Annotated in this window: 14 protein-coding genes; 13 read left to right on the top strand and 1 reads right to left on the bottom strand. The window is 70.6% G+C overall.

The window, feature by feature from the left end; all coding sequences use genetic code 11:
• The first annotated feature begins 7 nt into the window (after positions 1-7).
• The 13 genes from ZRA01_RS07355 to ZRA01_RS07415 all read left to right on the top strand — a co-directional run bounded on the left by ZRA01_RS07355 (position 8) and on the right by ZRA01_RS07415 (position 24667).
• Entirely contained in the window at positions 8-304 is a 297-nt protein-coding gene (locus ZRA01_RS07355; protein ID WP_218028675.1) for a DUF3467 domain-containing protein, read from the top strand.
• 290 nt (positions 305-594) lie between these two features.
• The gene (locus ZRA01_RS07360) at positions 595-2451 is read left to right on the top strand and encodes an RND family efflux transporter (protein WP_141350816.1); all 1857 of its coding nucleotides are present in this window, start codon (positions 595-597) and stop codon (positions 2449-2451) included.
• Positions 2452-2461: 10 nt separating this feature from the next.
• Positions 2462-4618 carry a PqqD family peptide modification chaperone gene (locus ZRA01_RS07365; protein WP_141350818.1) on the top strand — a complete coding sequence of 719 codons (2157 nt, stop codon included), beginning with the start codon at positions 2462-2464 and terminating at the stop codon, positions 4616-4618.
• A gap of 3 nt (positions 4619-4621) precedes the next feature.
• The gene (locus ZRA01_RS07370) at positions 4622-6607 is read left to right on the top strand and encodes a preprotein translocase subunit SecA (protein WP_141350820.1); all 1986 of its coding nucleotides are present in this window, start codon (positions 4622-4624) and stop codon (positions 6605-6607) included.
• A gap of 16 nt (positions 6608-6623) precedes the next feature.
• On the top strand, positions 6624-7373 hold the full coding sequence (locus tag ZRA01_RS07375; RefSeq protein ID WP_218028676.1) for an efflux RND transporter periplasmic adaptor subunit: 750 nt from the start codon (positions 6624-6626) through the stop codon (positions 7371-7373).
• An 11-nt stretch (positions 7374-7384) separates the two neighbouring features.
• Positions 7385-9457: a ShlB/FhaC/HecB family hemolysin secretion/activation protein gene (locus ZRA01_RS07380; protein ID WP_141350824.1), complete on the top strand. Its 2073-nt coding sequence runs from the start codon at positions 7385-7387 to the stop codon at positions 9455-9457.
• Positions 9458-9483: 26 nt separating this feature from the next.
• Positions 9484-18930 carry a two-partner secretion domain-containing protein gene (locus tag ZRA01_RS07385; RefSeq protein WP_141350826.1) on the top strand — a complete coding sequence of 3149 codons (9447 nt, stop codon included), beginning with the start codon at positions 9484-9486 and terminating at the stop codon, positions 18928-18930.
• Positions 18931-18940: 10 nt separating this feature from the next.
• The gene (locus tag ZRA01_RS07390) at positions 18941-19816 is read left to right on the top strand and encodes a lytic transglycosylase domain-containing protein (protein WP_141350828.1); all 876 of its coding nucleotides are present in this window, start codon (positions 18941-18943) and stop codon (positions 19814-19816) included.
• 279 nt (positions 19817-20095) lie between these two features.
• On the top strand, positions 20096-21604 hold the full coding sequence (locus tag ZRA01_RS07395) for a methylmalonyl-CoA carboxytransferase subunit 5S (RefSeq protein WP_141350830.1): 1509 nt from the start codon (positions 20096-20098) through the stop codon (positions 21602-21604).
• A gap of 22 nt (positions 21605-21626) precedes the next feature.
• Positions 21627-23165 carry an acyl-CoA carboxylase subunit beta gene (locus tag ZRA01_RS07400; protein ID WP_141350856.1) on the top strand — a complete coding sequence of 513 codons (1539 nt, stop codon included), beginning with the start codon at positions 21627-21629 and terminating at the stop codon, positions 23163-23165.
• A 9-nt stretch (positions 23166-23174) separates the two neighbouring features.
• Positions 23175-23513, top strand: coding sequence for a hypothetical protein (locus ZRA01_RS07405; RefSeq protein WP_141350832.1), 339 nt, complete (start codon positions 23175-23177; stop codon positions 23511-23513).
• A gap of 12 nt (positions 23514-23525) precedes the next feature.
• The gene (locus ZRA01_RS07410) at positions 23526-23915 is read left to right on the top strand and encodes a DUF2118 domain-containing protein (protein ID WP_170182917.1); all 390 of its coding nucleotides are present in this window, start codon (positions 23526-23528) and stop codon (positions 23913-23915) included.
• A 140-nt stretch (positions 23916-24055) separates the two neighbouring features.
• Complete coding sequence (locus ZRA01_RS07415) at positions 24056-24667, top strand: glycoside hydrolase family 108 protein (RefSeq protein WP_141350836.1); 612 nt, start codon at positions 24056-24058, stop codon at positions 24665-24667.
• Between the two features lie 40 nt (positions 24668-24707).
• Here the strand turns inward: ZRA01_RS07415 and pgi are convergent, their stop codons facing one another.
• Positions 24708-26357, bottom strand: a complete 1650-nt coding sequence (pgi, locus tag ZRA01_RS07420) for a glucose-6-phosphate isomerase (protein WP_141350858.1) — start codon at positions 26355-26357, stop codon at positions 24708-24710.
• Positions 26358-26414: the final 57 nt, after the last annotated feature.

Raw genomic sequence — 26414 nt, forward strand, 5'->3', positions numbered from 1 at the left:
GCACTCGATGAGCGATCAAGCCACGGTCCAGAACATGCAGCAGCCCCAGGAAGCACCGACGCTGGTGTGGGACGACAGCGCCATGCAGACCCAATACGCCAATGTCTGCAACGTGATGGGCACCCGCGAGGAGATGGCGCTGCTCTTCGGCACCCACCAGACCTGGCAGCAGGACGCCAAGGAGGTGCGGGTGGCCCTGTCCAACCGCATCGTCATGAACCCCTACGCCGCCAAGCGCCTCCACGCGCTGCTCGAGATCGCGTTGAAGGAGTACGAAGGCCGCTACGGCGAACTCAAGCTCTGATCTCTTGAGAAACAAGCCAGTGTTTCTCCGTCCACGCCGAGGCCGGCATGGCCTTGGAATGCTCTCAAGAAAACGCAGGGCCGCCCTGAAGTTTCCTTGCCCCCACGGGGCGCGGGCTGGGCGGGGTCTGGCCCTGAGGGTGCCCTGAAGCCGCGGCGGGCCGCGGCGGATTGTAAGAAGCACGCAACAAAGCGCATCGCCCCCGAGGGGGCGATGACTTTTTTGGCTGCCGCCCTCAAGAGTGGCCGGGTTTGGGTCGATTAACCGCCAGTCTTTATCTGGAAATCCCCATGCGCGCTGCCGAGAATCATCCGTTGACCGACCCGTGGAGCGCCATCGCCCGCCTCGACGACGACGCCGAGTTCGCCCCCGCCTGGCTCGATCGGGCGGTGGTCGGGCTGGGGGGCGCGGGGCAGGTCCGCGAGGCCGTGCTTGTGCTCGGGCCGGCCAATGCCGGGCCGTTCCAGGCCCGCGCCCTGTGGCCCGCCGGCCAGCCGTGCTCGGCCGAGCTCGCCACCGCCTGCGAACAGGCGCTGGGCCTGCGCCTCGCCGTCAGCCGTCAGGTGGGTGCCGAGTCGGTGCTCGCCCACCCGGTCAAGGTCGCCGACGACCTCATCGGCGTGGTCGGCGTGCGCTTTCGCCTAGCCGGTGTCCCCGCCGGTGCCGCCGAGTGGCTGCGCTGGGGCAGCGGCTGGCTGGCCGTGCGCCTCGGCGCGAGCCACCAGGACGAGGGCGACGCCCTCCGCGAGCGGCTGATGACGGCCCTCGACCTGTTGATGCTGACCCTTGGCGAAGGCCGGGCCGACGACGCCTGCCGGGCCGTCACCACCGAAGCCGCGGTGCGCCTCGGCTGCGACCGGGTGGCGGTCGGCTTTGCGCGGGGCAAGGCCACGCTGCGCCTGGCGGCGCTGTCCCACACCGCCGACTTCGCGCGCCGGCTCGATCTGGTGCGGGCCCTCGAGGCGGCCATGACCGAGGCCGCCGACCAGGGTCAGCCGATCCGCCAGGCCGACCACGCTGACAACGACCCCCAGCCCGACGGACTGGTGCGGCGCGACCACGCCAGCCTGGCCCGCGACTACGGCAACGGCCTGATCCTGTCGGTCCCCTTCGCGCTGCCGGCGGCCGATGGCCTGGATCGCCAGGAGCACGGCGTGTTCACCTTCGAGTGGCCGGAAGACGCCGGCATCGACCCCCAGGCCGAAGTTCTGGCGAGCGCGCTGCCGGCCATCCTCGGCCATGCCCTGGTCACCAAGCGCCGCCAGGAGCGCCCGCTCCACCTGCGCCTCGGCGACGCAGGCCGGCGGCTGACGCAGCGGCTCGTCGGGCCACGCCATGGGGCGTTCAAGCTGGGCAGCCTTGCGCTGGTGGTGGCGGTGCTGGCGGGCGTGTTTGCCACCGGTGACTTCCGCATCAGCGGTGACGCGACGCTCGAAGGGCGGGTGCGGCGCCTGATCGTTGCGCCCTTCGATGGTTTCGTGGCGTCGGCCCAGGCGCGGGCCGGCCAGGTGGTGAAGGAGGGCGACATCCTCGCCACCCTCGACGACCGGGAGCTGCAGCTCGAAGCCTCGCGCTGGTCGAGCCAGCAGAACCAGTTCAACCAGCAGGCCAACGACGCCGAGGCCCAGCGCAACCTGGCGCAGATCCAGATCGCCCGCGCCCAGAGCCAGCAGGCCGAGGCCCAGCGCCAGCTGTCGGAGGCGATGATGGCCAAGGCCCAGGTGCGGGCGCCGTTTGCCGGCCTGATCGTCAGCGGCGACCTGTCCCAGCAGCTCGGCGGCGCCGTGCGCAAGGGGCAGAACCTGTTCGAGATCGCGCCCCTCGACGCCTACCGCATCGTGCTACAGGTGGCCGAGAGCGACATCGCCCACCTCGCGGTGGGGCAGGCCGGCGAGCTGGTGCTTACCGCGCTGCCCGACCGGGTGATCCCCTTCCGCGTCACGCTGATCACCGCGGTGGCCCACACCGAGGGCGGCCGCAACGTGTTCCGTGTCGAGGCCACGCCCGAGGCGGCGATCCCCGACCTGCGCCCGGGCATGGCCGGGGTCGGCAAGGTGAGCGTCGGCGAGGCGCGTCTGGTGCGGATCTGGACCCGCCGCTTCGTCGACTGGAGCCGACTGCAGCTGTGGTCGTGGCTAGGCGTGTGAGGGCGGCGCGATGACCTCGGCCCTGTTCTCGTCATCGTGGTACCGGGTGGCCGAGCTCAGGCCGCGCCTGCGCCGCCAGGCCCGGATTGTCCCGCACACCTACCGCGGGCAGCGCTGGTACGTGATGCAGGATCTCGCCAGCGGGCGGGTGCTGCGCTTCAACCCGTCGGCCTACCGGGTGCTGGCCCTGATGGACGGGGTACGCTCCCTCGACGAGATCTGGCAGAGCGCCTGCCTGACCCTCGGCGACCAGGCACCGACCCAGGACGAGATCCTCGGCCTGCTGACCCAGCTCCACCAGGCCAACGTGCTGCTCACCGACCGCAAGCCCGACCTGGGCGAGCTCGCCGAGCGCGGCCAGCGCCTGCGCCGCACGCGGCTCAAGCAATACCTGGCCAACCCGTTGTCGCTCAAGCTGCCGCTGTTCGACCCCGACCCGCTGGTGGGGGCCATCGCCCGGCGGGTGCCGCCGGCCGCGTGGGGCGGCATCCTGCTGGTGTGGCTGGCGCTGATCCTGTTCGGCGCGCTGCTCGTCGGCATGCACTGGGACGCGCTCACCGCCGACATCACGGCGCGGGTGTTCACCGGCGACAACATGCTGATCCTGGCCCTGCTGTACCCGCTGCTGAAGGCCTTCCACGAGTTTGGCCACGCGCTGGCGGTGAAGGCGCTGGGCGGCAGCTGCCGCGAGATGGGGCTGATGTTCCTGGTCTTCATCCCGGTGCCCTACGTGGACGCCAGCGAGAGCGTGACCCTGCCCGGCAAGTGGCAGCGGATGCTGATCGGCGCGGCCGGGATGATCGCCGAGCTGGGGCTGGCGGCCATCGCGGTGTGGCTGTGGACCGGGGTGAGCGGCGGGGTGACGAAGGCGGTGCTGCATCAGGTGGTGATCCTCGCCGGGGTGACGACGCTGATCTTCAACGCCAACCCGCTGCTGCGCTTCGACGGCTACTACATCTTGTCGGACGCGCTGGAGATCCCCAACCTGTCCCAGCGCGCCAACCGCTACGTGGGCTACCTCGTCCGCCGTTACCTGTTCCGCAGCGAGGCCCGACCGCCGCTCCACCTCACCGCCCGCGAGCCGCTGTGGCTCACCTTTTTCGCGGTCGGTTCGGTGATCTACCGCACCGTGGTCACCGTCTCCATCATCGTGCTGGTGGCGGGGCAGTTCTTTGTGTTCGGGGTGCTGCTGGCCCTGTGGGCGGCGTATGGGCTGCTGGTGCAGCCGCTGGTGAAATTTACCCGCTTCATGCTGCGCGACCCGTCGCTGGAGGGGCATCGCCGCCAGGCCGGGCTTGTGAGCCTCACGCTGGGCGGGGTGCTCGCCGGCTTCATCGCCTTCGTTCCGGTGGCCGACTGGACGATGGTCGAGGGGGTGATCTGGATGCCCGAGCAGTCGCGCATCCGCGTGCCGGCCACCTGCTTCGGCGACCGCATCCTGGCCCGGCCGGCCGAGGCGGTGGTGGCCGGGCAGCCGCTGTTCAGCTGCACCGAACCCGAGCTCGACGCCCAGGTGGCCCAGGCCGAGGCACTGGTGCGGGAGCAGGAAGCCCGCCTGGCCCTGGCCGCCACCGCCGAGCGGGTGCAGCTGCAGATGGTGCGCAGCGAACTCGCCCACCAGAAACAACGCCTGGCCGACCTGGCGGCGCGGCGAGGCGACCTGGTGGTGCGCAGCCCCCACGCCGGCCGCTTCGACATGGAGGCGCTGGACGACTTCTCCGGCCGCTACTTGCCCCGCGGCGAGCAGGTCGCCTACGTGCTCGATCCGTCCCGCTACACCCTGCTGGCGGTGGTGCCCCAGGGGCGGGTGGACCTCGTGCGGCAGCGCGCCGGCAAGGTCGAGATCCGCTCGGCCGAGCGCCTGTGGGACGTGCTCCAGGCGCAGATCGTGCGCGAGGTGCCCGGCGCCAGCGCCGAGCTGCCGAGCATGGCGCTGGCCCTTCAGGGCGGCGGCCAGATCGGCCTCGACCCGGAGGCCAGCGCCGACAACCGGGCGCCCAAGGCCCTGGAGCCGCTGTTCCAGTTCGAGATGCAGTTCACCGGCCCGGCGCAGCCGCGTTACCTGGGCGGGCGGGTGCATGTGCGCATCAGCCACAACCCGGCGCCGCTGGGCGAGCAGTGGTATCGCAGCCTGCGCCAGCAGTTCATGAAGCGCTTCGCGGTGTAGCCGATGTTCTCGCTCACCCTCCACGCCGACACCTACCCGCAGCGCCGCGACTGGCGGGATCTGCCGTGGCTGGACCGCATCGGGGAGGGCCTGCGCGTGCGCCTCGCGGCGCGGCTGGCCCTGCGGGTGGGGCGTCGCGAGGCGCTGGTTGCCCGGGTGGACGCCGAGGAGGCAGGCCTCGCGGCCCTCGACGACAGCGCGCGGGCGGCCGTGCTGGCCGAGCTGCGGCGCCAGCTCCGCCGCGATGGCTTCGCCGACGACGCACTGGTGGCGCGGGCCTTCGCGGTGGTCCGCATGGCCTCCCGCACGCTGCTCGGCAAGGCGCACTTCGGCACCCAGATCCAGGGCGCCTGGGTGCTGCTGCATGGCAACGTGGCCGAGATGAACACCGGCGAGGGCAAGTCCCTGATGGCCACCCTCGCCGCCGCCACCGCGGCGCTGGCCGGCATGAAGGTGCATGTGGTGACGGTGAACGACTACCTCGCCGGGCGCGACCGGGACGAGTTCGGCCCGCTCTACGCCGCGCTGGGCCTCAGTTGCGCCTTCGTGGGCGAATCGGCGACACCCGAAGAGAAATCTGCGGCCTACCCGGCGGACATCGTTTACTGCAGCAACAAGACCATCGTCTTCGATTACCTCCGCGACCGCCTGGCCTTGCTCGACCGCATGCAGCCGTTGCGCCTGGCGCTGGATGCGATGCTCGGCCAGCGGCGGCGCCAGCTGCTCCACGGCCTGCAGTTTGCGATCGTCGACGAGGCCGACAGCGTGTTTGTGGACGAAGCCCGCACGCCGCTCATCATCTCGGCGGCCCGCCCGAGCGTCGAGGCCGAGGCCTTCTACCGCGAGGCCATCGCCCTGGCCGGCCAGCTGGTGGTGGGGGACGACTTCACGCTCGAAGTGCCGCAACGCCAGCCCAGCCTGACCGAGGCCGGCCGCCGGCGTTTGCCCCAACTCGCCGCGGCCGGCGCCGGGTCGCCGGTGTGGCGCAGCGTGCTGCGCACCGAGGAGGCCTGTGTGCTGGCGCTGCAGGCGCTGCACGCCTTCCGGCGCGACATCCACTACATCGTCCGCGACGGCAAGGTGATGATCGTGGACGAGAACACCGGCCGGGTGATGCCCGACCGCTCGTGGGAGCGCGGCCTCCAGCAGCTCATCGAGGTGAAGGAGGGCGTCGCGGTGTCGCCCGAAAAGGAGACCCTCGGCCGCATCAGCTACCAGCTGTTCTTCCGCCGCTACCTGCGCCTCGCCGGGATGACCGGCACCTGCCGCGAGGTGCGCGGCGAGATGGCCAGCGTGTACGGGCTCGGGGTGGTGCGGATTCCGCCCTACCGGCCGTCCCGCCGGCTGCGCCTGCCGGCCCGGCTGTTCGCCAGCAGCGAGGCACGCTGGCTGGCGGTGGTGGACAGCGTCGCGCGCTACAGCCGGCAGGGCCGCCCGGTGCTGGTCGGCACCCGCTCGATCGCCGCCTCCGAGCACCTCTCCGGGCGCCTGCAGGCGGCGGGCATTGCCCATCAGGTGCTCAACGCCAAGCAGGACGAGCAGGAGGCGGGCTGCGTCGCCCGTGCCGGCGAGGCCGGGCAGGTGACCATTGCCACTAACATGGCCGGCCGCGGCACCGACATCAAGCTCGACGACGCGGTACGGGCGGCCGGCGGGCTGCACGTGATCCTCACCGAGCTCCACGACGCCTCGCGGGTCGACCGCCAGCTGGCCGGGCGCTGCGCGCGGATGGGCGACCCGGGCTCGTGGGAGGAGATCCTCTCCCTCGACGACGAGCTGCCCGCCGGCCTGCCGACCCCCCTGCTGGCGCTGCTGGCCGCGCGGCTCGCTGGCGGCGGGCAGCGCGGTGCCTGGCATGGCCTCGCGCTGGCGCTTTATCGCTGGCGCCAGTGGCGCGTCGAGCGGCGTCATGCGCATTTGCGCGAGCTTTTGCTGCGGGCGGACTTCAGAAACCGGGTCGCCTTGTCGTTCACGGGGGAGATGGAATAAGAGGGGTGTCATTGCCTTGAACGAAAAGACCACGCTATTTACCCTGGCGCTCGCGTTGCTTGCGGGCGGCGCGCTGGCTGCCGACCCGGCGGCCCCCGCCCGGCCCCGCGCCAATCCGGACGTCAGCTGCCTCATTCAGCCCTCCCTCGAGGTCAATGTCGGCACGCCCGTCGACGGCGTGATCGAGGTGATGAACGTGGACCGCGGCGACATCGTCAGCCCGGGGCAATTGCTCGCCCGCCTCAATTCGGCGGTCGAGTCGGCGTCCGTCGACACCCAGGCGGCGAAAGCCGGCTTCGGCGCGCGAAAGCGCCAGCGCAACGAGGAGCTGCAGCGCAAGCAGCTGATCTCGGCCCAGGAGCTCGACGAGCTCACCACCGAGCAGCAGATGGCCGAACTCGAGCTGCGCGAGCGGCGCGAGCGGCTCAAGCTGCGCTCCATCCAGAGCCCCATCCGGGGCGTCGTCGTCGATGTTTACCGCCAGCGCGGCGACCTGGTGAAGCAGGAAAAGATCTTCCGCATCGCCCAGCTCGACCCGCTCTACGTCGAGACCATCCTGCCCTCGCGGATGTTCGGCAAGGTGCGCGGCGGCCAGACATTCGACGTGCTGCCCGAGCTCGGGCCGTCAGCCCAGAAGGCCAAGGTCAGCCAGGTCGACCGGGTCATCGATGCCGCCAGCGGCACCTTCCGGGTGCGCCTGCTGCTCTCCAATCCGCGCTTCGAGCTGCCGTCCGGGCAGCGCTGCGCCATCAATTTCCAACTGTGATGACTCGTGCCATGGTCACTCTCCGTCGTCCGCGCGCCCTTGCCCTCGAACGTCTCGCCCGGCTGGGCACCGGCTCCCTGCTGCTCGTCGTGCCCGTGGTCGGCTCGCAGGCGGCGCCGCCTGCGGCCGACGTCGGCGTCGTCACCGCAGGCCAGGCGCGGGCCAGCCAGGGCACCCCGGCGGGGCGCCTGCCGCTGGCCAGCCCGCTCCGCAAGCCGGAGATCCGCTCCAGCCTGCCCAAGGCCCGCACCTCCCTGGCGGGTCTGCGGCTGTCGATGCAGGGCTTTCGGGTGGAGGGCAACGTGCGGGTCTCGGAAGACGGCCTCCAGCAGGCGATGGCGCCCTGGCTCGACCGCGAGCTGAGCTTCCCCGAGTTCGAGAAGGCCGTCCATGCGGTGGCCGACTACCTCCGCCACAACGGGCACCCGAAGGTGCAGGTGCGCATCTCGCGGACGATGATGAAGGAAGGCCAGATGGCGGTCGCCATCGAGGGCCTCACGCCGCGCTCGGCCGACTACGCCGACGTGCCGGTGGTGGAGCCGTTGATCCATGTGAAGCGCTTCGAAGTCACCGGCGTGACGCGCCTGAGCCCCGACGAGCTGAAGGCCATCCTCGAGCCCTGGGAGGACAAGGAGCTCAGCATTGCGGACATGCAGAAGCCGGCCGAGGCCATCGCTGGCGCGATCCGCGCCAAGGGCTACCCCCTCGCCCAGGCCTTCCTGCCGCCCCAGCGCGTGGACGGCGGCACGCTGGAGATCCGGGTGCAGGAGGGTGTTGTCGATGGCAGCGTGGGCATCGGCGGCATCGTCACCAGTGGTGCCGACAAGCGCATCCGGCCGGAGGTGGTGGCCCGGGTGCTCGCCGAGGGCGCACCGGCCGGCCAGCCCCTCGATGGCGAGGCGCTCGAGCGGAGCCTGCTCGTCGCCAACGAGTTGCCCGGCGTGAAGAAGATCAAGGCCAACCTCGCCCCCGGCAGCCAGCCCGGCACCACCCAGGTGGAAGCCCAGGTGGAGGAGGGCAGGCTCGTCACCGGCAGCGTGTGGGCCGACAACTACGGTAACCACTACACCGGCAGCGGCCGCCTGAGCGTTGCCGCCAACCTCAACAGCCCCACCGGCTACGGCGACCTGTGGACGCTTACCGCCAGCAAGTCGTCGGGCATGACCAGCGGCCGCTTCGGCGCAATTGTGCCGGTCGGCAGCCGGGGTGGGCGCATCGGTGCGTCGTACTCGGAAGTGTCGATGGATTTCGCGGGGCAGGTCATCCCGGTCAACCTCGACGGCAAGGCGCGGGTCGCGTCGGTGTTTGCCAGCTATCCGCTGCACCGCAGCGCCACGTCCAATGTGCTGCTGTCGGGCAGCTACGACGCCAAGAGCCTCCAACACAACATCGAGGGCAGCACCGACAGCGACCGCCAGATCAGCCTGTTCACCCTCGGCCTGCTCGGCGACGGGCTCGACCGCTTCGGCGGCACCTACAGCTGGAACCTGTCGCTGGCCAGCGGCAGCGCCGACCTCTCGGGCAACGCCGCCAACGCGCTGCGCGACAACATCGGCGCCCGCACCGACGGGCATTTCACCAAGACCAACTACGCCGTGAGCCGCCTGGCGCCCATCGGCGGCGCCGGCAGTCCGTGGAGCTGGTACGCGGCCCTCAGCGGGCAGCTCGCCGGCAACAACCTCGACCCGGCTGAGAAGTTCCAGCTCGGCGGCCCCAACGGCGTGCGCGCCTACCCGGTCGGCGAGGCCTTCGGCGATTCCGGCTACCTGGCGAACCTCGAGCTGCGCCGCAGCCTGGGCAGCACGCCGCTGGGCGAACTCACGCTGCTGGGCTTCTTCGACCTGGGCGGCATCACCCAGTACCACAACACCTGGAGCGGCTGGAGCACCGGCAACCGGCCCAACAGCTACACGCTCAAGGGCTACGGCATCGGCGCCAGCCTGATGAAGACCGACGTCGCCTCGCTGAAGGCGGTGGTGGCGAAGAAGAGCGGCTCCAACCCGAACCCGACCGTCAACGACACCGACAGCGACGGGACCGACAAGTCGGCCCGGATCTGGATCATGGGCACGGTCAGCTTCTGACCGTCCGGACAGCAACGGATACCACGATGAACGCCATCAAATTGCCCAAAGTCCGCCTCATCGCCTTCATTTTCGCGGTGACCTTCAACCCCGGGTCGGTCGTGCTCGCCGCGCCGCCGGCGGCCGGTGCGTTGCCTGGCGGTGCGCAGATCACCGCCGGCTCGGGCAGCATCAGCCAGGCCGGCAACGTGATGAACATCCAGCAGAACACCGCCCGGATGATCACCAACTGGCAGAGCTTCAACATCGGCCAGAACGCGACGGTCAATTTCGTGCAGCCGAACAGCTCGGCGGTGGCCCTCAACCGGGTGCTGTCGGCCGACCCCTCGCAGATCCTCGGCCAGCTCAACGCCAACGGCGTGGTGGTGCTGCTCAACCCCAGCGGGGTGCTGTTCGGCGCCAGCGCGCGGGTGGACGTGGGCGGCCTGATCGCCGCGGCGATGCGCATGAGCGACGCCGACTTCATGGCCGGCAAGTACCTCTTCGGCCAGCCGGTGGTGCCGGGCAAGGTGGAGAACCTCGGCGCGCTGGTCAGCCGCGAGGGCGGCTTCGTCACCCTCATCGGTGCCACGGTGAACAATGCCGGGCAGATCGTCACGCCGGGTGGCACGGCGGCGCTGGTGGCGGGCGACAAGGTCACCGTCAACCTGGGCCTCACCGGGCTGGTGAGCGTCGATGTGGCGGCGGGGTCTGACGCGGCCCGCGTGGACAACAGTGGCCTGGTGGCGGCCGATGCCGGCAAGGTGCTGCTCACCGCCAAGAGCGCGGCGCCGATGCTCGCCGCGGCGGTCAATCAGGGCGGCACCGTGCGGGCCGACAGCATCGCCAGCCGCAACGGCGAAGTGTGGATCGAAGCCCGCGGCGGCGATGCGCGCCTGGCCGGCACCACCCAGGCGGCCGGCAGCGGCGCCGGGCAGACGGGCGGGCGCATCGTCGCCACCGGCGACACGGTGACGCTGGCCAGCGGCTCGCTCACCGACGCCAGCGGCGCAGCCGGCGGCGGCCAGGTGCTGTTGGGCGGCGGCTGGCAGGGCAAGGATGCCACCATCGCCACCGCCGGCAGCGTTACGCAGGAGGCCGGCGCGGTGATCAAGGCCGACGCCACCACCAGCGGCGCGGGCGGCACCGCCGTGCTGTGGTCGGCCAAGGCCACCCGGATGGACGGCAGCATCAGCGCCCGGGGCACCGGCAGTGGCGCGGGCGGGCAGGTGGAGACATCCTCCCAGGGCAGCCTCGGCCTTGCCGGGCAGGTGGATGTGGCGGCCGACAGCGGCCAGGGCGGCAACTGGCTGCTCGATCCGGCCACCCTCGACGTCACCACCACCGGCTCGGCGCTGGTGGGCAACACCAACGGCACCAACCCGACAGTTTCCAACACCTCGATCCAGACCGCCCTCAACGCCGGCGGCACCACCGTCACGCTGCAGGCCGACAACCTCATCACGGTGAACGCCGACATCTCGAAGACGGTCGGGGCGGCCTCGACGCTGACCTTCAACTCGGCCAGCGGCAACATCGTGGTGAACAACCAGATCTCGTCGATCGCCGGCGCGCTCAACATCAACCTGGGCGCCGACGCCACCCAGAGCGGCGGCAGCGTCACCCTCAACAACGCGCTGACCACCAACGGCGGCAACATCAATTTCTACAAGCCGGTCGTGCTAGCCAGCACCACGCCGATCTCCACCAAGATCACCGAGGCCAGCAGCGCCCAGTCGGGCAACGTGAGCTTCTACCAGGACGTCACCCTGGCGGCGCCCGGCTACGCGGTGACGATCAACGCCCAGGGCCCGCAGAGCGGCGCCAACTTCACCGGCCGCGGCGGCAACATCGACGTGAAGGGCAACATCGTCTCCGGCACCTATCTGCAGCAATATCCGCAGGCCCTGACGCTGGACACCACCGGCGCCGACGCCGGCGCCCCCGCCAGCGGGCCCGGGGCGATCACCCTCGGCACCTCGTCGGCCAACTACGTGGGCGGCGCTGGCACTGCGGGCCTGAAGAGCCTCACCCTGGTCGGCCCGCTCAGCACCACGCTCAACGCCGGCACGGTCAATATCTTCTCCACCTCGGGTGACGTGATCACCGCCTCGTCGCTGCTCGGCACTCCGTCCATCGTCCTCAATGCCGCCAACACCACCTTCAACGTGGGCGGCGGCACCTACGGCAGCAACACCGGCTTCACCGATTACCTGCAGAGCACCTTCGACATCGTCAAGGCGGCCGGCGACAAGACCCTCACGATCAATGCCGACCGCTCCATCAAGCTCGTCCAGCGCAGCATCGACGGCAGCACCACCAGCGGCAAGCTCGACGTGGCCCTCAACCCCTTCCAGTCGTCGGCCCACGGCAACAGCGGCGGCGCGGTGATCCTGCAGGGCAGCGATTCGGTCGTCGCCAGCATCAGGAGCAACGGCGGCAGCATCAGCCTCGGTTCGGCCAGCCAGGCCGCCACCGGCTTCGGCGCCGACCTGTCGGGCATCAAGGACGGCATCTACCTCGAGAACGCGGTGCTCGATTCGCAGGTCGCCGGCAGCGGTGGCGCCGCCATCACCCTCGTTGGCAGCGCGCCCACCACCACCACCGCTGGCGCCGGCGTGCGCATCAAGGGCGCGCTCACCAACCTGCGCTCGGGCAGTGGCGACCTCACCATCACCGGCACGGTGTCCGGCGGCGCCTCGTCCGGCCAGAAGGACGGCGTGGTGATCGGCGAGGACGGCAGCTCCCGCGTCACCCTGGCCACCACCAGCGGCGCCATCGCCATCACCGGCGACGCCACCGGCGTAGGCACGTCTCCATCGGTGACGGGCGCCAGCCGCTACGACGGGGTGGTGATCTCCTCGGCCGCACTGGTCCAGACCGACAGCGGCAACATCACCATCGTCGGCAAGGGCAGCGGCGGCGACCAGAGCTACCTGGTCGAGAACCACGGCATCAAGCTCGAGAACGCCAAGACCAGCATCGTCTCCACCTCCGGCAACATCAGCCTCTACGGCAGCTCGGGCGGCAAGACCAGCGATTCGGGCGGCGCCAACAGCTTCGGCATTTATTCGGCCGGTGACAGCATGTACATCGGCTCGGCGCCCTCCACCGCGGTGAGCGGCGGGGTGACGGCCGGCGGCATCGTCACCCTGGCGGCCGACAGCATGCAGTTCATCAACGCCTCCAACCTGCACCTCAACGTCGCCTCCGGCGGCGAGCTGCGCGTGCACACCGAAACCGCGGGGCGCAACATCACCTTCGGCACCCCGGGCGGCGTGGACAAGCTCTACCTTGGCAGCAACTGGTTCAACGGCGCGTCCACCTCGGTGTTCCAGCCGGGCTTCACCGACATCGTTTTCGGCCACGCGGCGAGCGCCGCATCGGCCACCGCCACGCCGGTGCTGAGCGCCTCCACCGGCACCCTCACCGTGGCCGCGGCCACCACCCTGCGTGACCACGCCATCCTCGAGATGGACGGCACCGGCGGCAACGTCAAGATCAACGCCGCCCTCACCGTGAAGGGCAGCACCGGCGGCGACAACGCGCGCACGCTCACCCTCGACACCCAGGCCGGTGCCACCGGAGCCGGCACCATCGAGGCCAGCTCGGTGCAGCTCCTCGGTAGCGGCGACAACGTGCTGACCGGCGCCAACCTGGTGAGCAAGCTCGCCGCCAGCATCGACGGCAACCTGGCCTTCAACAACGCCCAGGCGCTGGCGGTGGATACCGTCAATGCCCGCGACACCGCCAGCGCCGGCCCCAACGGCTGGCTTGGTGGCACCACGCCCAGCACCGTCGGCATCAACACCACCGGCCACGATGCCACCATCGCGCTCAGTGCGGGCGATCTCGCCATCAACAACTCGATCACCGCCACCGGCGCCACCGTCAGCCTCACCACCCCCGCCGGCAAGGTGCAGGAAACCGGCGCCACCGGCGCGGCGACGCCGGTCATCACCGCCGACAAGCTCTACGTGGGCGCCCGCGACAGCTCGCTGCTCAACAACGACAACGTGGTCGGCACCCTGGCCGCCAGCGTCAGCGCCGGCAATCTCGAATTCCGCGACACCCGCGGGCTCGACGTGGGCCGCGTCACCGTGACCAACCGCGTCGCCCAGGCCGATGGCACGGTGGCCACCACCACAACCACCCGCGACGGCATCAGCGCCACCCAACCGGCCAGCGGTAACGTGGCCCTGCAGCTCACCGCCGGCAGCCTCACGCAAAGCCAGGACATCACCGCCACCGGCCTGCATCTGGATCTCACCAGCGGCTCTGCCACCTTGTCACGCAGCACCAACGACATCGGCACCGTGTCGGCCAACCTTGCCGGCAGCGGCAGCACCCTCAGCCTCGCCGACCGCAACGCGCTCAGCGTGGGCACCCGCAGCAGCACGCTGCTGGGCAGCACCAGCGGCGTGAGCACCAACAACGGCAACGTCACGCTGGCCGCCTCGGCCGACGCCAGCTCCACCACCGGCAACCTGCAGCTCGACCAGTTCGTGAATGCCGGCACCGCGGTGGTCGACCTCTCGTCGGGCAAGGGCGCGATCCTCGAAAACGCCGCGGTGCCCGTCGCCATCGTCACCGCCAGCGCGCTCCGCCTGAGCGCAGCGAATACCTCGCTGCTGAACAACGCCAACCAGGTCGGCACGCTCGCCGGCAGCATCAGCGGCGACGCCCAGGGGCTCGACTTCACCAACGCCCGGGCGCTCAGCGTCGGCAGCGTGCTTGGCACCGACGGCCTCGCCATCGGCAGCCCGGCGAGCCGCGGCACGCTCACCCTCGACACCGCCGGCGCGCCTGCTGGCACCGGCACCATCAGCCAGACCCAGTCCATCGCCACCGGCGGCCTGCTGGTGAAGAGCACCGGCGACGTCACCCTCACCAACCCGGCCAACAACGCCGCCACGCTGGCGGCGGATACCGCCGGCGGCAACCTGAGCTACATGGATGCCGACAACCTCGCCGTCGGCACGCTGGCCCCCAACGCGGGCGGCGGCGCGACGGCCGGCATCACCGCCGGCACGACCAGCGGCGGCGCCACCGTGAAGCTCGAATCCGTGGCCGGCGCCCTCAGCCAGGCCGCCGCCTCGCCGATCACCACCCAGAACCTCTACCTGGGCACGGCCAGCGGCGCGATCCTCGACAACACCACCAACGACGTGGCCACCCTGGCCGCGCGGGTGAGCGGGGCCGGCGCGCTGGTGTTCTCCGACAGGAACGCCCTCACCATCGGCACCGTCGCCGACGTGGCCGGCACCCCGATGGACGGCGTGCGCACCACCAACGGCGCGATCCGCCTGTCGGCCTCCAAGGACGCCGGCAGCACCAGCGGCGACCTCGCCCTCAGCGACGATGTGATCGCCGGCGGCAGCACCACCGCCACCCTCGAAGCGATCAAGGGCGCCGTCACCGAAACCGCCAACGTCGACATCAGCGCCACCCGCCTGCTCGTCAATGCCCAGGACAGCACCGCCCTCGACAACACCGGCAGCGGCGGCAGGCACCTGGTCGGCACCCTGGCCGCCAACATCACCGGCACGGGCGCCAGCTTCGGCTTCCGCAACGACCAGGCGCTGACCATCGGCAGCGCCACCGCCCAGGACAGCGCCACCGCCCAGGACAGCGCCACCGCCACCAACGGCATCACCACCGCCGACGGCAACATCCGTGTCGCCACCCTCGGCAGCGGGGTAGGGGACGCGATCACCGTCGTCAATAACGTGAGCGCCGGCAACAATGGCGCCATCGACCTGCGCGCCGGCGGTACGGCGGGCGACATCGCCATCAACGGCGCCACGCTTCGCTCCACCAATGGCGCGGGTGCCGGTAGCGGCACCGTGCAGCTGGTGGCCGGCCGCGACATCAGCACCAGCACCGCCAACAGCGGCGCGGTGGTGACGCCCGAGATCCGCAGCAGCGGCAGCGTGCTGCTGCAGGCCGCCGGCACCATCGGCGCCGACGGGCAGCGCATCGAGATCCAGGAGGCCGCCACCCTGGCCAGCCGCGCCGGTGGCGACACCTGGCTGCGCAAGCTGGGCAGCACCCACGCCGACCTCACCCTCGGCAGCGTCGCGGCGATCAACCCGTCGGCCAGCTTCGGCGGCGCGGTGAGCAGCCTCGACGGGCTGGTCACCACCGCCAACGATGGCCGCATCGCGCTGGTCAATGAAACCGGCGCGCTCACCGCCACCCGCAACCTCAGCGCCAACGGCGCCGGCAGCATTGACCTGCGCACCCACGGCGTCGGGCAGGCCATCACCCTCGACGGCGCGACGTTGTCGTCCACCAGCGGCCAGGTTCAGCTGATCGCCGGCGGCAACATCGCCACCACCACCGCTGACGGTAGCACCACCGAAATCGCCACCACGGGCAACGCCCTGCTGGTGGCCGGCGGCAGCATAGGCGCCGACGGCCGGCGCATCGAGCTGGCCGGCGTGAACACCCTGGCGGCCCAGTCAACCGGCGCCCAGTGGCTGCGCCAGACCAGCGGCAGCCTCACCATCGGCGCTGTCACCGGCCTCAAGCCCGCCGACACCGGCGGTCCTGACAAGGCCGGCCTTGTCTCCACCACCGGAGACGCGCCGATCGCCCTCGACGTGGCGGCCGGTGCGCTCAGCGTGGCCCAGGATGTCTCGGCCCACGGCGCCGGCAGCGTGGACCTGCGCACCGGCGGTAGCGGCAACGCGATTGCCATCGACGGCGCCAGCCTGCGCTCGACCACGGGCCAGGTGCAGGTGATCGCCAGCGGCGACATCCGCACCAGCACCGCCGACGGCAGCACTCCCGAGATCAGCACCGCCGGCAATGCCTTGCTGGTGGCCGGCGGGGCGATCGGCAACGAAGGCCGGCGCATCGAGCTCTCTGGCGTGACGACCCTCGCCACCCAATCGGCCGATACCCAGTGGCTCAGCCACGGCGGCGGCAACCTTGCCCTCGGCGCACTCACCGGCGTAAATGCCGGCCCCGTGCTCGGTGGCCTGCAGGCCACCGGCGCTGGCAGCGACATCAGTCTGCGCACCCAGGGCGGCAGCCTTGCCCTCGACCAGGGCGTGAGCATCGCCGGGGGCACCGGCACCGTCACGCTGGAATCGGCCGGCGCCATCAGCCAGGCGGCCGACGCCTCGGCACGCATCCTCGCCGACAAGGCCCGCGTGGTGGCCGCGGCGGGTTCGGCGCGGCTCGACAACAGCGCCAACCAGATCAACACCCTCGCAGCCCAGGCCAGCGCTGGCGACATCAGCTTTGTGAACAGCCAGGCGCTCAGCGTTGGCGCGGTGAGCACCGGCAGCGCCTCCGGGGCCACGGCCGGCGTCACCGCGGCGTCAAGCGGCCGCAGCGTCACGCTGCAGACCCTGGCCGGCGACATCACGCTGGCCCAGGCCATCACCGCTGCCGATGTCACCACCTTCGTCTCCGCCGCTGGCGTCGCCCAGGGCGCGGGCAGCGATGCCACCGTCACGGCCGCGGCGCTGCGGGTGCAGGCTGCGGGCGACGCGATCCTCGAAAACACCGCCAACAGCGTTGCCACCCTGGCCACCAACACCGGCGGCCGCAGCAGTTACGTGAATGCCGGGGCGCTCCGCGTCGGCAGCGTGAGCACCACGGTCGGGCCCGTTGCCACCCTTGGCACCACCACCGGCGTTACCGCCGTCGGGGCGACCACGCTCGTGGCGGGCAGCGGTAAGCTGCAGCTCGACAACGCCGTCAGCACCGTCGGCACCGGCGCCGTAACCACCCTCGAGGCGGGCGGCGACGTCAGCCAGGGGCCGGCTGCCGCGGTCAGCTCCGACGCCGTGAGCGTCCGCGCTGCCGGGGCGGTGGCACTGGAGAGCGCCGGTAACGCGGTGAATACGCTCGCCGCCGAAGCCGCTGACGGCAACATCAGCTTTGTGAACAGCCAGGCCCTGAGCGTGGGCAGCGTGACCACTGCCACCGCCGCCGCCGCCGGCACCCGCGCCGGCCTGTTGGCGGCAGGAGCCGGCCGGCACATCAGCGTGCAGACCCTGGCCGGCGACATCACCGTCGCGCAGCAGGTCGCCACCAACGCAGATGCGGGCGCCAGCGACACCGTGACCCTCGCGGCCGCCGGTGGCATCGGCCAGTCTGGCGACGCCGCCGCTGCCCTGAGCACCTCGCAATTGCGACTGCAGACGGGCGCCGGCGCCGTCGCCTTGAGCAACACCGGCAACCGCGTGGCCAAGCTGGCCGCCGACGTCACCGGCGGGGCGCTGAGCTTCGCCGGCAGCCAGGCCGTCACGGTCGACCGCGTGACGACGCAGACCGCGCTGCTTTCCGGCACCACCGCCGGTCTCCGCACCCGCGGCGAGGCCATCACGCTCACCAGCACCGGTGACGTCACCCTCGCCACCGACCTCGCCAGCGGCGGGGCCGACATCAATGTGGCGGCCGGCGGCGCGCTCACCCAGGGCGCCGGCAATGTCGATGGCGGCACCGTCCGCCTAGGCGCCGGTGGCGGTGTCAATCAGGCGGGCGCGGGCGTTGTGCGGGCGGATAGCCTGCTGGTCGAAGCCGGCGCCGACAGCGCCTTGCAGAACGCCGGCAATGCCGTCGCCAGCCTCGCAGCGCGCAGCGCGGGCGCCTTCGCGTACCGCAACGGCGGCGATCTGGCGATCGGCCGCGTTACCCGTGCCGGTGGCGCGGCGGTGGATGGCATCGCGGCCGGCGGCAAGGTTTTTGTCGATGTGCCCTCCGCTAATCTGAGCCTCACCCAGCCGGTGTCCGGCACCGGCGACGGTGCTGGCTCCAACGCCGTCGTGCTCAATGCCGGCAAGCGCTTCTACAACCAGGCTACCCCGGGCAGCGCCGCGGTGGTGGCGAACAACGGCCGCTGGCTGATCTACGATGACAACCCGGGTTTCGCCGACAAGGACATGAACGGGCTGGGCCGCGACTTCCTGGTGCTGGCGTCGGGCTACGCGGTGTATGGCCCCGACCAGGTGACCCAGGCCGGCAACGGCTACATCACCACCGCCCGCTATCTGCCGCCGGAGCAGTTTGACCGCGTCAGCGGCGGCGCGCCGGGCAGCGGCCCGCTGTTCAACAACCGCAATGTCTCCTCGGCCAGCCCGGACGGCACTCCGCTGCACGACGCGGCGGCCTTCGTGCAGGTCAGCCCGCCCCTCGAACCGGTCGGCACGCTCACCCCGGTTGGCCTCTTCGGCGCGACGCCGGGGGCCAGCGTGCGGCCGCTGATGGTGCCGATCCTGCTGTCGGCAGTGCGCAGCGCCCACTTCCAGACCTCGCTGGCCCAGATCGCCGGGCGCGGCGAGATCGAGGGCGTGACCCTCGCCAACGGCGATCCGCTGCCGGGCTGGATCAATTTCGACGCCGGCAGCCGGCGCATCTTCGGCACCCTGCCGGCCAACGCGCCCGAGCAGATCCCGCTGCTGGTGATCGTGCGCGACCCGGACGGCGCGGAGCGTCGCAAGGTGGACCTGCTGATGAAGGTCAGCATGGCCGAGTGATGATCGCAAGATGATCCGCTTCCGCCTACTTGCCCTGGCGCTGGCGGGCCTCGCTGCGGCCACGCCGCCGGCTGCGGCCAGCACCGCGATGCCCGACCGTTGGGCGGCCGAGCCGCCGCGGGTGCGTTCGCTGCTCGAGCGCGCCTGGGCGGCGGAGACCGGCAAGGGCAGCGAGCGCAACGAGCCGCTGGCCGTCGCCCTGTATTGCGAGGCGGCACGCTACGGGAGCGCCGAAGCCCACTACCGCAACGGCCTGCTGCGCGCCGAGGGCGGGCGCAGCGTGCGCGATGCGGGCCTGGCCAAGTCATTTTTCGCCTTCGCCCATGAACTCGGCCACCCCGCGGCCGGTGAGGCGCTGGCCCGCCATGGGCTGGGCAATGTTCCCCAGCAGATGCCGGCCTGCCTGAGCGATGAGCGTTCCTACGAGCAGACCGCCGTCGTCAGCGAGGACCGCTACGTCCAGAGCCTGCCGGCCCGGCGCCAGGACGTGGCGGCGCTGGTCGTGCGCCTGGCCCCCGAGTACGACGTGGACCCTCGCCTGGCCCGGGCCATCGCCGGGGTCGAGTCGAACTTCGATCGCCTCGCCCAATCGCCCAAGAACGCCCGCGGGGTGATGCAGCTGATCCCCGAGACGGCTGCCCGCTTCAACGTCAGGAACCCCCTCGATGCAGAGGACAACATCCGCGGCGGGCTGGCCTACCTGCGCTGGCTGAGCCGCCACTTCAAGGGCGACGTGCTCCGCGTCGTCGCGGCTTACAACGCAGGCGAGGGCGCGGTGCAACGGCATGGCGGCGTGCCGCCTTACTTCGAGACGCGGGCCTACGTGTGGCGCGTGCTCACCATGGCCGGCATGGGGCACGCGCTGCCCACCGGGCTCAGGAACTGAGCGCCCCAGAGCCGGGCTCCGCCCCCTGTGGGGGGCAAGAAAACGTTGGGGTGGCCTTGTGCTCACTTGAAAGAGGCGAGTCCCGCCACCGCATCAGCAGGGCTTTTGTTGCAGTGCAAGCGCAGGCTGCAGACCACAAAATCCGGCCTGTCGCATCCGTGGGAACCGCATTCCGCGCGGGCTTTTGATCAAGCTCAGAAAGCCGCGTTGCTGCCCTGCACCAAACCGGGTTTGGATGTACGCTTGGTGCCTTGCGCGTTTCACTCAAGGATTCAAGCCATGGCCAAGACCATCGAGATCACCGAGCTGGCCCTGCGGGACGCCCACCAGAGCCTGCTGGCCACCCGCATGGCGCTGGAGGACATGCTGCCCGCCTGCGAGGACATCGACCAGGCCGGCTACTGGTCGGTGGAATGCTGGGGCGGCGCCACCTTCGACGCCTGCATCCGCTTTCTCAACGAAGACCCCTGGGAGCGCCTGCGCACCTTCCGTCGCCTGCTGCCCAACTCGCGCCTGCAGATGCTGCTGCGCGGGCAGAACCTGCTCGGCTACCGGCATTACGAAGACTCGGTGGTCGATCGCTTCGTCGACAAGGCTGCCGAGAACGGGATGGACGTGTTCCGTGTCTTTGATGCCCTCAACGACCTGCGCAACATCCGCCATTCGGTGCAGGCGGTGCGGCGCAACGGCAAGCACGCCCAGGGCACCATCTGCTACACCGTGAGCCCGCTGCACACGGTGCAGGGCTTCGTCGACATGGCCCGCGGGCTGGTCGACATGGGCTGCGACTCGTTGTGCATCAAGGACATGGCGGCGCTGCTCAAGCCCCAGCCGGCCTACGACATCGTGAAGGGCATCAAGGAAGCCTGCGGCGAGGCGGTGCGGGTGCATGTGCACACCCACGCCACCACCGGCGTGACCCTGGTGAGCCTGATGAAGGCCATCGAAGCCGGCGCCGACTGCGTCGACACCGCCATCAGCTCGCTGAGCCTCGGCCCGGGCCACAACCCCACCGAGAGCCTCGTCGAGATGCTCGAAGGCACAGACTTTGCCACCCGCGTCGACAAGGCGCGCCTGCACCGCATCAAGGACCACTTCGACGCGGTGCGGCCGCGCTACCGGGAGTTCATGTCCAACATCACCGGCGTCGACACCGACATTTTCGACAGCCAGATCCCGGGCGGGATGATCTCCAACATGGAGAGCCAGCTCAAGCAGCAGAAGGCCGCCCACCGGCTCAAGGAGGTGCTGGCCGAGGTGCCCAACGTGCGCCGCGACGCGGGCTACCCGCCGCTGGTCACGCCGTCGAGCCAGATCGTGGGTACCCAGGCTGTCTTCAACGTGATGATGGGCCGCTACAAGGCGATGTCCGGCGAGTTTGCCGACCTCATGCTCGGCTACTACGGCAGCACCTCTGGCGAGCGCGACCCGGAGGTGATGGCGCTGGCCACCCGCCAGTCCGGCAAGGCGCCGATCACCGAGCGCCCGGCCGACCTGCTCGAGCCCGAATGGCAAACCCTGCGGGACACCGCGGTGGCGCTGCCGGGCTGCGACGGCAGCGACGAGGACGTCCTCACCTACGCGATGTTCCCCCAGGTGGGCGCCAAGTTCTTCGAGACCCGCGCCGCCGGGCCGCGCAACCTGGGCCACGCCCCCGATGCCGCCGACGCCGGCCAGCCAGCCGTGCCGCCGGTGGAGCGGCGCAAGGGGCCGGTGCGCAGCGAGGTGGTTTACGAGGTCAAGCTCAATGGCCGTTCCCACCGCGTGTCGGTGGCGCCGGCCGATTAACGAGGACGCGATGATGAGCACCATGCAGGATCTGATCGACGACTTGCGCCGCCGCCAGGAGCAGGCCTTTCTGGGCGGCGGGGCCGCGCGTCAGGACAAACAGCGCGAGGCCGGCAAGCTCACCGCCCGGGAGCGGGTGGCGGCCCTCGTCGATGAAGGCAGCTTCGAGGAGACCGGCCTGTTCGCCACCCATCGCGCCACGCTGTTCGGGATGGAAGGCAAGAGTCTGCCCGCCGACGGGGTGGTGACCGGGGCGGCCTCGATCGGCGGCCGGCTGGTGCACCTGGCCAGCCAGGATTTCACCGTGGCCGGCGGCTCCGCGGGCGAGGTGCATTCGATCAAGGTGGCCGAGATCATGCACCAGTCCCTCAAGACCGGCTCGCCCTTTGTTTTCATCAACGACTCGGGCGGCGCGCGGGTGCAGGAGGGCGTCGATTCGCTATCCGGCTACGGCAAGGTGTTCAACGCCAACGTGCTGCTGTCGGGCGCGGTGCCGCAGATCTCGCTGATCTGCGGGCCCTGCGCGGGCGGCGCCGCCTACAGCCCGGCGCTCACCGACTTCATCATCCAGACCCGCCAGGCCCAGCTCTTCATCACCGGGCCGCAGGTGATCAAGCAGGTTACCGGCGAGTCGGTGACGGCCGAGCAGCTGGGCGGGCCGGAAGCTCACATGATCCATTCCGGCGTGATCCACTTCATCGCCGAGGACGACCGCCACGCCATTTTGTTGTGCCAGAAGCTGCTCAGCTTCCTGCCCGCCAACAACCTCGAAGACCCGCCGCAGATCGAGGGCGACTGCACCGTCGACCCCAACCCGCTGCTCGAAACCCTGGTGCCGGTCGACCCCAAGCAGGCCTACGACGTGCTCAAGGTGATCGCCGCGGTGGTGGATTTCGGCGACTTCCTCGAAGTCCAGGCCGGCCACGCCCCGAACATCGTGGTGGGCTTCGGGCGCATCGGCGGCAACAGCGTCGGCATCGTCGCCAACCAGCCCTCGGTGCAGGCCGGCGTGCTCGACATCGACGCCTCCAACAAGGCCTCGCGCTTCATCCGCTTCTGCAACGCCTTCAACATCCCGGTCGTCACCTTCGTCGATGTGCCGGGCTTCCTGCCGGGCGTCAAGCAGGAATACGGCGGCATCATCCGCCACGGGGCCAAGCTGCTGTTCGCCTACGCCTCGGCGACGGTGCCCAAGATCACCGTGATCCTCCGCAAGAGCTACGGCGGCGCCTACCTGGCCATGTGCGGCAAGGACCTCGGCGCCGACCGGGTGTTCGCCTGGCCGACCGCCGAGGTGGCGGTGATGGGCGCCGAGGGGGCCGCCGAGATCGTCTTCCGCAAGGAGATCGACGAGGCCGACAAGCCCGAAGAGAAGCGCCAGGAGCTCATCGCCCAGTACCGCGAGGCCTTCTCCAACCCCTACGTGGCGGCCGAGCACCGGTTGGTGGATGCGGTCATCGAGCCCGCGCTCACCCGCCGGCACGTGGCCCAGGCGCTGGAATACCTGCGCATCAAGCGCCAGCCGCGGCCCCATAAAAAGCACGGCCTGATGCCCCTCTAGGAGCCCGCCATGAACGACCGAGACGATCCAAAGGCCGACGGCGAGCTCGTCGCCACCCTGCAGGCGCTGCGCGACGAAGTGCGCGGCCTGGCTGGACGGGTGGCCGAGCTCGAAGGCTGCCTCGCCGCTGCCGGCATCCGGCCGCCGGCTGTCACGCCCGCCATGGAGCCTGTGCCGCCAGAGGCCTCGGCGGGGATCACCGAGGACGAGCTCCTCGCCATCTCGGCGGCGGTGGCCGCCTACCTGGGCGTGCGCGCCCACATCCGCCAGGTGCGCCTGATCCAGTCCACCACCTGGGGCCAGATCGGGCGGCTCAACGTGCATGCCTCCCACCAAAGACGCCACTGACAGGACATCACCGTGAAGCTCAACATCACCATCGACGGCAAGACTTACGAAGTGGACGTGGAGGTGGCCGAGGCCGACCACGCCGGGTTGCCGCCGGCCTACCCGATCGGCTCGGCGCGGCTCGCCGGCAGCGTCGTGGGCAGCCCGGCGCCGGTCGCTGCGCCCAGCGCCGTACCGGTGGAAAACGAAGCCAAGGTCTGCCGCAGCCCGGTGTCGGGCATCGTCGTCAAGCTCGTCGCCCAGCCCGGCCAGAGCCTCCAGGTGGGCGACAGCCTGATGGTGCTGGAGGCCATGAAGATGGAGACCAACATCACCGCGCCGGTGGCCGGCAAGGTCGCCACGATCAAGGTCAAGCCCGGCGACACCGTGCAGGCCGACGAGGTGGTGGTGGAGTTCGAGTAGCCCCGCAGCCGGCTGGCGCCCCGGAGCGCACGTGCTAGCATGAAAATGAGCCTCGGGCCTTGGCTGCCCGGGGGCCGCCATGTGATTGCCGCCGGGGCTGCGCCCGCGCCGCCTTCGGCCTTCGACCCGAGGAGTCCATCATGCCCAGCGCTGCCTTCGAAGCCTCCCTGCCTTTCGTGTTGCGCTGGGAGGGGGGCTTTGTCGATCACCCCAACGACCCCGGCGGGCGCACCAACAAGGGCGTCACCCAGAAGGTTTACGACGCCTGGCGCAAGCGGCAGGGGCTGCCGGTGCGCGACGTCAAGCGCCTCGACGACACCGAGCTGCATCGTATCTACGAATCCGGCTACTGGATTCCGCCCCACTGCGACCGGCTGGCGCGCCAGCTCGACCTGGTGCACTTCGACACCGCCGTGAATATGGGCCCCGGGCGCGCCGTGCGCTTCCTGCAGAAGGCCGCCGGCTGCGGTGTGGATGGCGATTTTGGCAGCCAGACCGAAAAGGCGGTGCAGGCCTGCAGGCCGGGCGATCTCATTGCCAGCTACTGTGCCACCCGTGAGGCCTACTACCGCGAGCTCGTGCGCCGCAACGCCAGCCTGGGGGTGTTCCTGAAGGGCTGGCTGAACCGCCTCAACGCCCTGCGCCACGAGGTCGGGCTGGCCGGCTTCGAGGCTGCACCGCGGGGCGGGGTGGATGAAGCCGGGGCCAGGCGCATACCCGACATCGGCGAAGACACCGCCTACGATTTTTGATGGCCGGGCGCGGGCCGCATATCACGGCCCGCCGGCCGACTCAAAAGTTGCCGTACTCCCGGCACCAGCCGATCAGGGCCCGGGTGGACGGGTCCAGCCCCTCGGTGCCGACCTCACCGCACAGGGCCGGCAGTAGCCGCCCGGCAAGCTGCTTGCCGAGCTCGACGCCCCACTGGTCGAAGGAGTTGATCCCCCACACCACGCCCTGCACGAACACCTTGTGCTCGTAGAGCGCCAGCAGCATCCCCAGGTGGTAGGGGCTGAGGCGAGGCAGCAGCAGGGTGGTGGATGGCTGGTTGCCGGCGAACACCTTGTTCGGCAGCAGTTCGGTGATCTTGTCGGCGGGCACGCCGGCGGCCTGCAGCTCGCTGCGGGCCTCGGCTTCGGTCTTGCCGAAGGCCAGCGCGGCGCTCTGGGCCAGGAAGTTGGCCATCAGCGGCGCCTGGTGGCCGGGCAGCGGGTAGTCGCTGTGGGCGCTGGCGATGAAGTCGCTGGGCACCAGCCAGCCGCCCTGGTGGAGCAGCTGGAAGAAGGCGTGCTGGCCGTTGGAGCCGATCTCGCCCCACACGATGGGGTTGGCGTGGCAGCTGAGGGGCAGGCCGTCGCGGCCGACGGTCTTGCCGTTGGACTCCATCTCGAGCTGCTGCAGGAAGGACGGCAAAAAGCGCAGTGCCTCGTTGTAGGGCAGCACGGCGCAGGTCTCGGCCCCCAGGAAGTTGGTGTTCCAGATGCCTATCATGGCCATCAGCACCGGCAGGTTGCGCTCGAGGGGGGCGTGGCAGAAGTGGTTGTCCATGGCCTGGGCGCCGGCCAGCAGGCGCTCGAAGCCGGTCATGCCGATGGCCAGGGCGATCGGCAGGCCGACCGCCGACCACAGCGAGTAACGCCCGCCGACCCAGTCCCACATGCGGAAGATGTTCTCGGGCGGCAGGCCGAACTCGCGCACCTTGTCGACCGCCGAGCTCACCGCCACGAAGTGCAGCGGCAGCGCCCGCGCCGCCTGCTCGCCGGCCGCCGCGCACAGCCACTGGCGCGCGGTGAAGGCGTTGAGCATGGTCTCCTGGGTGGTGAAGGTCTTGCTGGCGACGATGAACAGCGTGGAGCGCGGGTCGAGGCTGTCGAGCAGCGGCGCCAGGTGGGCGCTGTCGAGGTTGGACACGAAGTGCATACGCAGCCCTGCGCGCTGGTAGGAGGACAGGGCGCGGACGACCATCTTGGGGCCGAGATCCGAGCCGCCGATACCGATGTTCACCACGTCGCGGATCGCCTCGCCCGAGAAGCCGCGCCACAGCCCGCCGCGCACCCGCTCGGAGAAGGCCCGCATCTGGGCCCGCACCTCGCGGACTTCGGGCATCACGTCGTGGTCGGCGGTCGGGAAGGGGGTGAGCTTGAGGTGACGCAGCGCCGGGTGCATGACGGCCCGGTTCTCGCTGGTGTTGATCGGCTCGCCCGCGAACATGCGCTCGCGCCAGCGCACGATGTCGGCCGAGCGGGCCAGCTCGATGAGCAGCTCTAGGGTGCGGCCGTCGATGCGCTGCTTGGAGAAGTCGGCCAGCAGGCCGTCGACGCTCAGGGACAGCCGGGCGAAGCGGTCGGGGTCTTCGGCGAAGAGCTCGCGCAGGTGACGGGTGGAGAGTTCCTCACGCCGGGCGGTGAGTTCCTGCCAGGCGGCGCTGTGGGTGATCGGCATGACGTTCGCTTTCATTTCCAACAGACATCGAATTTGTGCGGCATTCTACAGGGGCGG

The organism is Zoogloea ramigera, from assembly GCF_006539865.1.
Classification (GTDB): Bacteria; Pseudomonadota; Gammaproteobacteria; order Burkholderiales; family Rhodocyclaceae; genus Zoogloea; species Zoogloea ramigera.

What these genes read in the sequence shown, in the direction of transcription:
- ZRA01_RS07405 (WP_141350832.1), top strand. Translation starts at nt 23,175, where the DNA reads ATGAACGACCGAGACGATCCAAAGGCCGACGGCGAGCTCGTCGCCACC.
- ZRA01_RS07415 (WP_141350836.1), top strand. Translation starts at nt 24,056, where the DNA reads ATGCCCAGCGCTGCCTTCGAAGCCTCCCTGCCTTTCGTGTTGCGCTGG.
- ZRA01_RS07370 (WP_141350820.1), top strand. Translation starts at nt 4,622, where the DNA reads ATGTTCTCGCTCACCCTCCACGCCGACACCTACCCGCAGCGCCGCGAC.
- ZRA01_RS07395 (WP_141350830.1), top strand. Translation starts at nt 20,096, where the DNA reads ATGGCCAAGACCATCGAGATCACCGAGCTGGCCCTGCGGGACGCCCAC.
- ZRA01_RS07360 (WP_141350816.1), top strand. Translation starts at nt 595, where the DNA reads ATGCGCGCTGCCGAGAATCATCCGTTGACCGACCCGTGGAGCGCCATC.
- pgi (WP_141350858.1), bottom strand. Translation starts at nt 26,357, where the DNA reads ATGCCGATCACCCACAGCGCCGCCTGGCAGGAACTCACCGCCCGGCGT.
- ZRA01_RS07380 (WP_141350824.1), top strand. Translation starts at nt 7,385, where the DNA reads ATGGTCACTCTCCGTCGTCCGCGCGCCCTTGCCCTCGAACGTCTCGCC.
- ZRA01_RS07365 (WP_141350818.1), top strand. Translation starts at nt 2,462, where the DNA reads ATGACCTCGGCCCTGTTCTCGTCATCGTGGTACCGGGTGGCCGAGCTC.
- ZRA01_RS07390 (WP_141350828.1), top strand. Translation starts at nt 18,941, where the DNA reads ATGATCCGCTTCCGCCTACTTGCCCTGGCGCTGGCGGGCCTCGCTGCG.
- ZRA01_RS07385 (WP_141350826.1), top strand. Translation starts at nt 9,484, where the DNA reads ATGAACGCCATCAAATTGCCCAAAGTCCGCCTCATCGCCTTCATTTTC.
- ZRA01_RS07355 (WP_218028675.1), top strand. Translation starts at nt 8, where the DNA reads ATGAGCGATCAAGCCACGGTCCAGAACATGCAGCAGCCCCAGGAAGCA.
- ZRA01_RS07400 (WP_141350856.1), top strand. Translation starts at nt 21,627, where the DNA reads ATGCAGGATCTGATCGACGACTTGCGCCGCCGCCAGGAGCAGGCCTTT.